The sequence below is a fragment of the Streptomyces sp. NPDC058880 genome (assembly GCF_042742535.1).
Lineage (GTDB): Bacteria > Actinomycetota > Actinomycetes > Streptomycetales > Streptomycetaceae > Streptomyces.
Map to the genome: position 1 here is coordinate 1 of NZ_JBHYMC010000120.1, position 7,544 is coordinate 7,544.

Consider the following 7,544-nt stretch of genomic DNA (forward strand, 5'->3'; position numbering starts at 1 on the left):
GGGGCCGGGACCCCCCTCGGGTCCCGGCCCCACGCGTGTCCGGGCTCCGCCGGAGGATGCCGTCAGAGGCTGGCGCCCTTCGTGCGGAGGTAGGCGATCGGGTCCATGTCCGATCCGTAGGAGGGGCTGGTACGGATCTCGAAGTGCAGGTGGGGGCCCGTCGAGTTGCCGGTGGAGCCGGAGAGGCCGATGGCCTGGCCGGCAGTGACGCTCTGCCCGGAGGAGACCGAGAGCTGGGACAGGTGGGCGTACTGGGAGTACTTGCCGTCCGCGTGCCGGATGACGACCTCGTTGCCGTACGCGCCGCTCCAGCCGGCGGACACCACGGTGCCCGCGCCGACCGCCTTGACCGTGGTGCCCATGGGGGCGATGAAGTCGACACCGGTGTGGTAGCCGGAGGACCACATGGCGCCCGCGACCTTGTACTGGGTGGAGATGCCACCACCAACCGGGGCCACGAAGCCGGAGGCGGCCGGCTGCACGGCGGGCGCCTCGACGGGGGCTGCGGGGGCCTCGGGGGCCTCGGGGGCGGATTCCTGCCGGGCCTGCGGGACGGCAGCCTGCGCGGCCGGCTTCGACCCGGTCGTGGGGGCCGTCTTCACGGTGGCCCCGGGGGCGCTGCGCGGGGCGGGTACGGCGCCGGCCCGGGAGGCCTCGCCGCGGCCGCCGAAGGTCAGCTTCAGGCCGGGGTGGATCAGCGACGGGTCGCTGCCGACCGCCTCGCGGTTCTGCTCGTACAGCCGCTCCCAGCCGCCGGGCAGGCGGTGCTCGGCGGCGATCATGGAGAGGCAGTCGCCCGGGACGACGGTGTAGACGGTCGGGGCGGCGGCCTGGACGGCGGCCGGCGCGGCGACCCGGACGGCGGCGGGGGCCTGCGGTGCCACGGCGGGGACCGCGGCGGGGACCACCGCCGGGGCGCCGGCCGCGTGGGCGCCGGCCGCACCGATCAGCGGCAGGGCGAGGGCCGCGCCACCGGTGCCTGCGACCGCGAATCCGCGGGCCATGGGAAGGGACTTGGGACGGCGGTGCTTACCCTTTGCAGGCATGGCGCATTCCTCTCCGGCGCCTGCGAGGTGAGCTGTCGGGTTCGGACTGGAGATGCCCGGCGGTTCATGTGCGGGACATGAACCGCTTAACCCCGAGCCGCACCGGAGAAAAGATCTCCGGCACGGCGGCCTACCTGGTTCCCCCGCTCCTGCCGCGCGAAATCGTTCGGTTGCGGTTTCCGGGAGGCGGCAGGATTCGGCGATCCACCCGGATCGATCGCGAAGGTAATCCCTTGTGGGCACACCGAACAAGCCGTGAATTCCCTGACGGATTCACAGGCATGAGGGACTGCCGGAATTCCGGTCACCCTCCGTCCATTCCGCTCCCCCAACAGCCGCGCCCATCGGGCCATTCGGCCCGGACGATCAGGCACTCACGGTCACCGTATGATCTGCCTCACGGGGCGGTGCCCGATCTCGCCTCCGGATACGGCAAGTTGGCGCCAAATGGCTTAATTCGGACAGTCGCCCCAGCAGAAGACGGAGGAGTTCCCGTGACCCAGCAGATACAGGAGCCGGAGCTGACCGGAGTGCGCAATTTCCGCGATGTAGGCGGATTGCCGACTTCTGATGGACGAAGGGTTAAGGCGGGACGACTGTTTCGAAGCGGACATCTCGCGCATGCCACCGAAACCGATGCAGCGTTCCTCGCCTCGCTCGGCCTCCACACCATCTTCGACTTCCGCAACGGCGCCGACCACGCCCTGGAGGGGCCGGACGTCGAGCTGCCCGGCGTACGGAACGTCAACATCCCGCTCTCGGACCCGGCGGACGGCCGGGAGTTCTGGCGGCTGGTCCGCGATGGCGACCTCGACCAGCTCCGCTCGGTCCTGGGCGGCGGCAGGGCGGCGGCCCGGATGGCGAACTCCTACCGCGGGATCATCCGGACCCGTACCGCCGAGCACAGCCGGGTCGTGCACGCCATCGCCGAGGACAGCGTCCCCGCCCTCCTGCACTGCGCCGCCGGCAAGGACCGGGCCGGCCTCTCCGTCGCCGTCACCCTGCTCGCGCTCGGCGTCGAGCGCGAGGCGATCGTGGCGGACTACCTGGAGTCCAACGCCCCGCACCGCCGCTACCGGGTGCGCCGCAGCGCGGAGTCGGCCGAGGCCCGCTCGCCCGAGGTGATGGAACTGCTCGCGCCGCTCTTCGACGCCCGCGCTGAGTACCTGATGGCCGCGTTCGACACGATCGACGAGATCTGGGGCGGGGTGGACCGCTACCTGGCGGAGGGCCTCGGGCTGACGCCCGAGACCCTCGACAGGCTGCGGGACCGGCTCCTGGTCTGACCCGCCGGCCGGAGCCGGCCCCGGGGGGAGCGGCGTGGCCCGCACCGGAGGGAGGCGGGCCGTCAGCGCGCCGCGACGGCCTGCTTCACCAGCGTCCTGCCGAAGTCCCACATCAGGCCCGACCCGCCGTGCGCCTCGTCCATGAGCTCGCGGAAGGCGCCGACGAAGCGGTCGACGTCCCGCTCGTCCAGGACCAGTGGCGGAATCAGCTTGATCACCTCCAGATGGTCCCCGGAGACCTGGGTGAGGATGCGGTGCTTCTGCAGCAGCGGTACCACGACCATCTGTGCGAAGAGGCCCTTGCGGGCCGCCTGGAGCATCGCCCAGCGGCTGCGCAGCCCCAGCGAGGAGGGCCGCCCGAACTCGATGCCGATCATCAGGCCGCGGCCCCGCACCTCGTGCAGCAGCTCGTACTCGCCCACCAGGGACGCGAGCCGCCCGCGCAGCAGGTCGCCGGTCGTGCGGGCGCGGGCCACGAGCTGCTCGTCCTCCATCACGGACAGCACCGCCAGCCCGGCCGCCATGGCCTGCGCGTTGGAGCCGAAGCTGGCGGAGTGCACGAGCACCCGGTCCATGGACGAGTAGACCTTCTTGAAGATCCAGTCCTTGCCCAGGGTCGCGCCGACCGGCACGTAGCCGCCCGACAGCGCCTTGGCCACGCAGACCAGGTCGGGCTCCACACCGGGCTCGTGCTGGTACGCGTAGAAATCCCCGGTACGCCCCAGTCCGGTCTGCACCTCGTCCGCGATCAGGAGCGCTCCCCGCCGGTGCAGCAGCTCCTGCGCGGCGAGCAGGAATCCGGGCGGGGCGGCATGGACGCCCTTGCCCTGGATCGGCTCCACGACGAAGGCGGCGACGTCACCCCGCTTCAGCTCCCGCTCCAGGGCGGCCAGGTCGCCCAGCGCGACCCTGGTGTCGGGCAGCAGCGGTGCGAAGCCGTCCCGGAATCCACCCTCACCGTTCACCGAGAGCGAGCCGGTGGTCAGCCCGTGGAAGGCATGGTCGCAGTAAAGGACCCTGGGACGCCCGGTGGCGTACCGGGCGAACTTCAGGGCCGTCTCCACGGCCTCGGTGCCGCTGTTGCCGAAGAAGACCCGGTCCAGGTGGGGGCTGTACGAGAGGAGCTTCTCAGCCAGCAGCCCGGGCAGCGGCTGGCAGTCGAAGCGGGTGAGGTCGGCGAGCTGGGCGTCCAGCACGTCGTGCAGCGCCCGCCGGACGACGGGGTGGTGGCGGCCCAGGCCCATCACTCCGAAGCCGGCCAGCATGTCGAGGTAGTCGTGGCCTTCCGCGTCCCAGAAGTGGGCGCCCTCGGCCCGCTCGTAGACCTTGTCGAAGCCGATGGTGCGGAGCATTCGGGGCAGTTGGTGGTTGAGGTGGCGGGCGTGCAGCTCGTACCGTTCCGCCCCGCGCGCAGCCAGCAGGGCGCCGAGGTCGAATCCCCCGCCCCGGCCCCCTTCCGCCGGACTCATGCCGACCTGTCCCGGTTGCCTCCGACCGTCTCCCGGGCGGCCCGCAGGGATTCCTTGAGGGAGCCCATGGTGGCGAGGACGGCGGTGGGCTCGTAACCGCAGTGCGCCATGCAGTTCGCGCAGCGCGGGTCCTTTCCGCGTCCGTACTTGTTCCAGTCGGTCTCCTCGACGAGCTCCCGATAGGTCGGCACGTAACCGTCGCTCATCAGGTAGCAGGGGCGCTGCCAGCCGAAGAGGGAGTAATTCGGAATGGCCCAGGCCGTGCAGGGGAAATCGGCCTTTCCTTCCAGGAAGTCCAGGAAGAGCGGCGAGTGGTTGAGCCGCCAGCGCCGCCGGTTGCCGCCTGCGAAGGCCTTCCTGAAGAGTTCTCGGGTCTGGTCGACGCCCAGGAAGTGTTCCTGGTCCGGCGCCTTTTCGTAGGCGTAGGCGGGCGAGATCATCATTTCGTCCACCTGCAGGTCGTCATTGAGGAAGTTGAGCACCTCGATGATCGTCTGCGGGGTGTCGGTGTTGAAGAAGGTGGAGTTCGTGGTCACCCGGAATCCGCGCCTCTTCGCTTCCTTGATGGCTTCGACCGCCTCGTCGAAGACGCCTTCCTTGGCCACCGACTCGTCGTGGCGCTCGCGCAGACCGTCGATGTGCACCGCGAAGGCGAAGTACGGGGAGGGCGTGAAATTCTCGATCTTCTTGCGCAGCAGCAGGGCGTTGGTGCACAGGAACACGTACTTCCGCCGGGCGACCAGTTGCCGCACGATCTCGTGGATCTGCGGGTGCATCAAGGGCTCGCCGCCCGCGATCGACACCATCGGCGCACCGGACTCCAGCACGGCCCCGACGGCCTGCGCCACCGGCATGCGCTGCTTGAGCACCCCTGCAGGGTGCTGGATCTTCCCGCACCCCTCACAGGCCAGGTTGCACGCGTAGAGGGGCTCCAGTTCCACGATCAGCGGGAACTTCTCCCGCTTGCGGAGCTTCTGTTCGAGCAGATACGTCCCGACCCTGATGGTCTGGCGCAGCGGCATGGCCATCTGGCTCACCTCCTGGGGAGCAGCGAAGAACGGTGCCATTCGTAGAACGCGGGCAGTACGGCACGCAGAACACGGAAGGCCGATATTCCCCCGCGCACCGTGCCGATGCGGACGAGCTCGTGCTCCGGGGCGTCCACGATCACCCGGACGGCCGCAACGGGCCGGCCGGCGCCCCGGACGGCGGCCCGGAGGGTCGCCGCGGACTCCATGTCGACCGCGACGGCGCCGGTGGCACGCAGCTGCGCGCGCTCCTGGCCGCGGACGACGTGGTCGGACCCGGTCAGCGGACCGATGTGCACGGTCCGGCCGGGGGCGGCCCGGGCCAGCGCCTCGGCCAGCAGCGCGGTCCCGGTACAGGCGACGGTCCCCCGCGGGTCGCGGGTCTCCTCCGCGACGACGAGGTCGCCCGGGCTCATCCCGGGGACGAGCCCGGCACAGAACCCGGTGGCGAGGACGGCGGCCCGCTCCGTCCCGGCCCCCTCCAGGGCCCGGAGCACGGCCCGTTCGGCCGCCCGCGGGCCCATCCCGGTGCGCAGCAGGGTGTACGCCCCGGCCCGCGCGGGGTCCGGCCCGCGGGCGGAGCCGCGCCCCGCGCTGCGCAGAGCCGCCTGCTCGATGCGCAGCGCGCAGGCGACGAGCAGCGGGCCGGTCTGCGGGGCACGGTCACCCTCGGCGCCGGACATCAGGGCCCCCCGGCGGGCGAGCCTGCCGGGGCGGAAGGCTCCCCGTACAGGTAGCGGCCGAGCGCGGTCAGCGGGAACACCTGCCGGTACAGGTGGTAGTTGATGGAAAAGTCCCAGGGGAAGCCGGTGCCGGTGAAGTACGGCTCGTCCCAGGAGCCGTCCTCCCGCTGGGTCTGGACCAGATGGGCGATGCCCCGCTCGACGGCCTTGCCGTCGCGTTCCCCGGCCGCCAGCAGAGCCATGAGGGCCCACGCGGTCTGCGAGGCGGTCGAGGCGCCCTTCCCGGCCCACGAGCGGTCCCGGTAGGAACGCTGGTCCTCGCCCCAGCCGCCGTCCTCGTTCTGTACGGATTCCAGCCAGTGGACCGCGCGCCGGACCGCGGGGTGTCCCTGGGCGATGCCCGCCGCGGTGAGGGCGGGCACCACCGAACCGGTTCCGTAGACGTAGTTGGTGCCCCAGCGGCCGAACCAGCTGCCGTCCGGCTCCTGCGCGTCGAGCAGCCAGGCGATGCCGCGGCGGGTGCGGGCGTCGCCCGCCCGGCCCTCGAAGGCGAGCATCTCCACGACGTGGGCGGTGACGTCCGCCGACGGCGGGTCGATGACCTCGCCGAAGTCGCAGAAGGGCAGCTTGTTGGGGAAGGGGCTGGTGTTGTCGGCGTCGAAGGCACCCCACGCGCCGTCCTTCGACTGCATGCCGAGGTTCCAGGACACGCCGCGGGCGATGGCGGCGTCGACCCGGACCGGGTCCGGGTGCCGGATCCGGCGCAGGGCGAGGACGACCTCGGCGGTGTCGTCGATGTCGGGGTAGGTGTCGTTGTGGAACTCGAACGCCCAGCCTCCGGGGGCCAGTCCGGGACGGCGCACCGCCCAGTCTCCGGTGCGCGTGATCTCCTCGCCGAGCATCCAGTCCGCGGCCTTGACCAGGGCGGGATGGTCGGGGCGCACGCCCGCGTCGGCGAGGGCGATCGCGGCGAGGCAGGTGTCCCACACCGGGGACTGGCAGGCCTCGATCATCCGGGCGCCGTCCGCGCGCCGCACCGCGAACCGGTCCAGGGATTCCAGTCCCGCGCGCATCACCGGATGGCCGAGGTCGTAGCCGAGCAGGTGCAGGGCGATGACGGAGTACACGGCGGGCGGCTGGATCCCGCCCCAGCAGCCGTCGTTCTCCTGGCGCTCGACGATCCAGCGGGCGGCGGTGCCCATGGCCGCCCTGCGCAGCCGGCGCGGGGCGAACCGCCGGTAGACATGCAGGGCTTTGTCCATCCGCTGGAAGGCGCCGTCCCAACTGGTCAGCGGGGCCAGGCGGGGTGCGGGGTAGGGTCTGCACGCGTCGCTGTGCAGCTCGTCGAGGGCGAAGGGGGCGGGGCGGACCGGGCGCATCGCCGAGACCACGGTGAGCGGGACGATCGTCTGGCGGGCCCAGCAGCCGAAGTCGTAGATGTTCAGGGGGACCCAGGGCGGCAGGAACACCAGCTCGGGCGGGAGTTCGGGCAGGTGGTCCCAGCTCCACCAGCCGAAGAGGGCGAGCCAGATGCGGGTGAAGACGCGGGCGGCCGCGACCCCGCCGTTGGCCCGGATCCAGGCCGAGGCGCGGCTCATGTGCGGGGCGTCCGGCGGGTCCCCGGCCAGGCGCAGCGCGACGTAGGCCTCGATGGTCGCGGAGAGTTCGGGCGGGCCGCCGTGGAAGGTGGCCCAGGTGCCGTCCTCGCGCTGCTCGCCACGGATGAAGAGGGCGGCGGCGTACGTGGTGGCCTCGTCGCGGATGCCGAGGAACTGCCGCAGCAGGAGGTCCTCGGCGTCCATGGTGACGTTGGTCTCCAGGTCGCCCTTCCACCAGCCCGCGGGGTCCTGGCGGTCCAGGAGGTGCCGGGTAGCGCGTGCGGTGGCCTCGTACACCTCGCGTGGGCCGCCGTCCGGCGGTGGCGGCAGGTCCGCCGTGGCGTGTCCCGCGCCGGGCGCACCCGGTTGCCGGTGGGCGGGCGGCGGGCCGGCGCGCCGGCCCGGGTCGGGCCGTGGGGGAGTTGCCGCCCGGC

The 7,544-nt window shown here is 72.2% G+C and carries 6 protein-coding genes and 1 riboswitch; of the genes, 1 reads left to right on the plus strand and 5 read right to left on the minus strand.

Annotated elements, in window-relative coordinates; translation table 11 throughout:
• Positions 1–62: 62 nt before the first annotated feature.
• Positions 63–1,046, minus strand: coding sequence for a peptidoglycan DD-metalloendopeptidase family protein (locus tag ACFW2G_RS32735; protein WP_384580843.1), 984 nt, complete (start codon positions 1,044–1,046; stop codon positions 63–65).
• 4 nt (positions 1,047–1,050) lie between these two features.
• Positions 1,051–1,258: riboswitch (cyclic di-AMP (ydaO/yuaA leader) on the minus strand.
• Positions 1,259–1,540: 282 nt separating this feature from the next.
• Here ACFW2G_RS32735 and ACFW2G_RS32740 point away from each other — a divergent pair.
• Positions 1,541–2,332, plus strand: coding sequence for a tyrosine-protein phosphatase (locus ACFW2G_RS32740; RefSeq protein ID WP_384447549.1), 792 nt, complete (start codon positions 1,541–1,543; stop codon positions 2,330–2,332).
• Positions 2,333–2,394: 62 nt separating this feature from the next.
• Here ACFW2G_RS32740 and ACFW2G_RS32745 read toward each other — a convergent pair whose 3' ends face one another.
• From ACFW2G_RS32745 to shc, 4 genes are read right to left on the minus strand one after another with little or no spacing between them, the layout of a single operon-like run.
• Positions 2,395–3,801: an aspartate aminotransferase family protein gene (locus tag ACFW2G_RS32745; protein WP_384447546.1), complete on the minus strand. Its 1,407-nt coding sequence runs from the start codon at positions 3,799–3,801 to the stop codon at positions 2,395–2,397.
• Positions 3,798–4,829 carry an adenosyl-hopene transferase HpnH gene (hpnH, locus tag ACFW2G_RS32750; protein WP_037916054.1) on the minus strand — a complete coding sequence of 344 codons (1,032 nt, stop codon included), beginning with the start codon at positions 4,827–4,829 and terminating at the stop codon, positions 3,798–3,800. Before hpnH ends, ACFW2G_RS32745 begins: the two co-directional genes overlap by 4 nt.
• Before the next feature lie 5 nt (positions 4,830–4,834).
• Entirely contained in the window at positions 4,835–5,512 is a 678-nt protein-coding gene (locus tag ACFW2G_RS32755; RefSeq protein ID WP_037916052.1) for a 1-hydroxy-2-methyl-2-butenyl 4-diphosphate reductase, read from the minus strand.
• Positions 5,512–7,440 carry a squalene--hopene cyclase gene (gene shc, locus ACFW2G_RS32760; RefSeq protein WP_384681133.1) on the minus strand — a complete coding sequence of 643 codons (1,929 nt, stop codon included), beginning with the start codon at positions 7,438–7,440 and terminating at the stop codon, positions 5,512–5,514. Before shc ends, ACFW2G_RS32755 begins: the two co-directional genes overlap by 1 nt.
• Positions 7,441–7,544 lie beyond the last annotated feature (104 nt).

Bases quoted from the DNA above. Each gene is read 5' to 3' on its own strand.
- ACFW2G_RS32735 (WP_384580843.1), bottom strand. From the start codon at position 1,046: ATGCCTGCAAAGGGTAAGCACCGCCGTCCCAAGTCCCTTCCCATGGCC.
- ACFW2G_RS32745 (WP_384447546.1), bottom strand. From the start codon at position 3,801: ATGAGTCCGGCGGAAGGGGGCCGGGGCGGGGGATTCGACCTCGGCGCC.
- hpnH (WP_037916054.1), bottom strand. From the start codon at position 4,829: ATGGCCATGCCGCTGCGCCAGACCATCAGGGTCGGGACGTATCTGCTC.
- ACFW2G_RS32755 (WP_037916052.1), bottom strand. From the start codon at position 5,512: ATGTCCGGCGCCGAGGGTGACCGTGCCCCGCAGACCGGCCCGCTGCTC.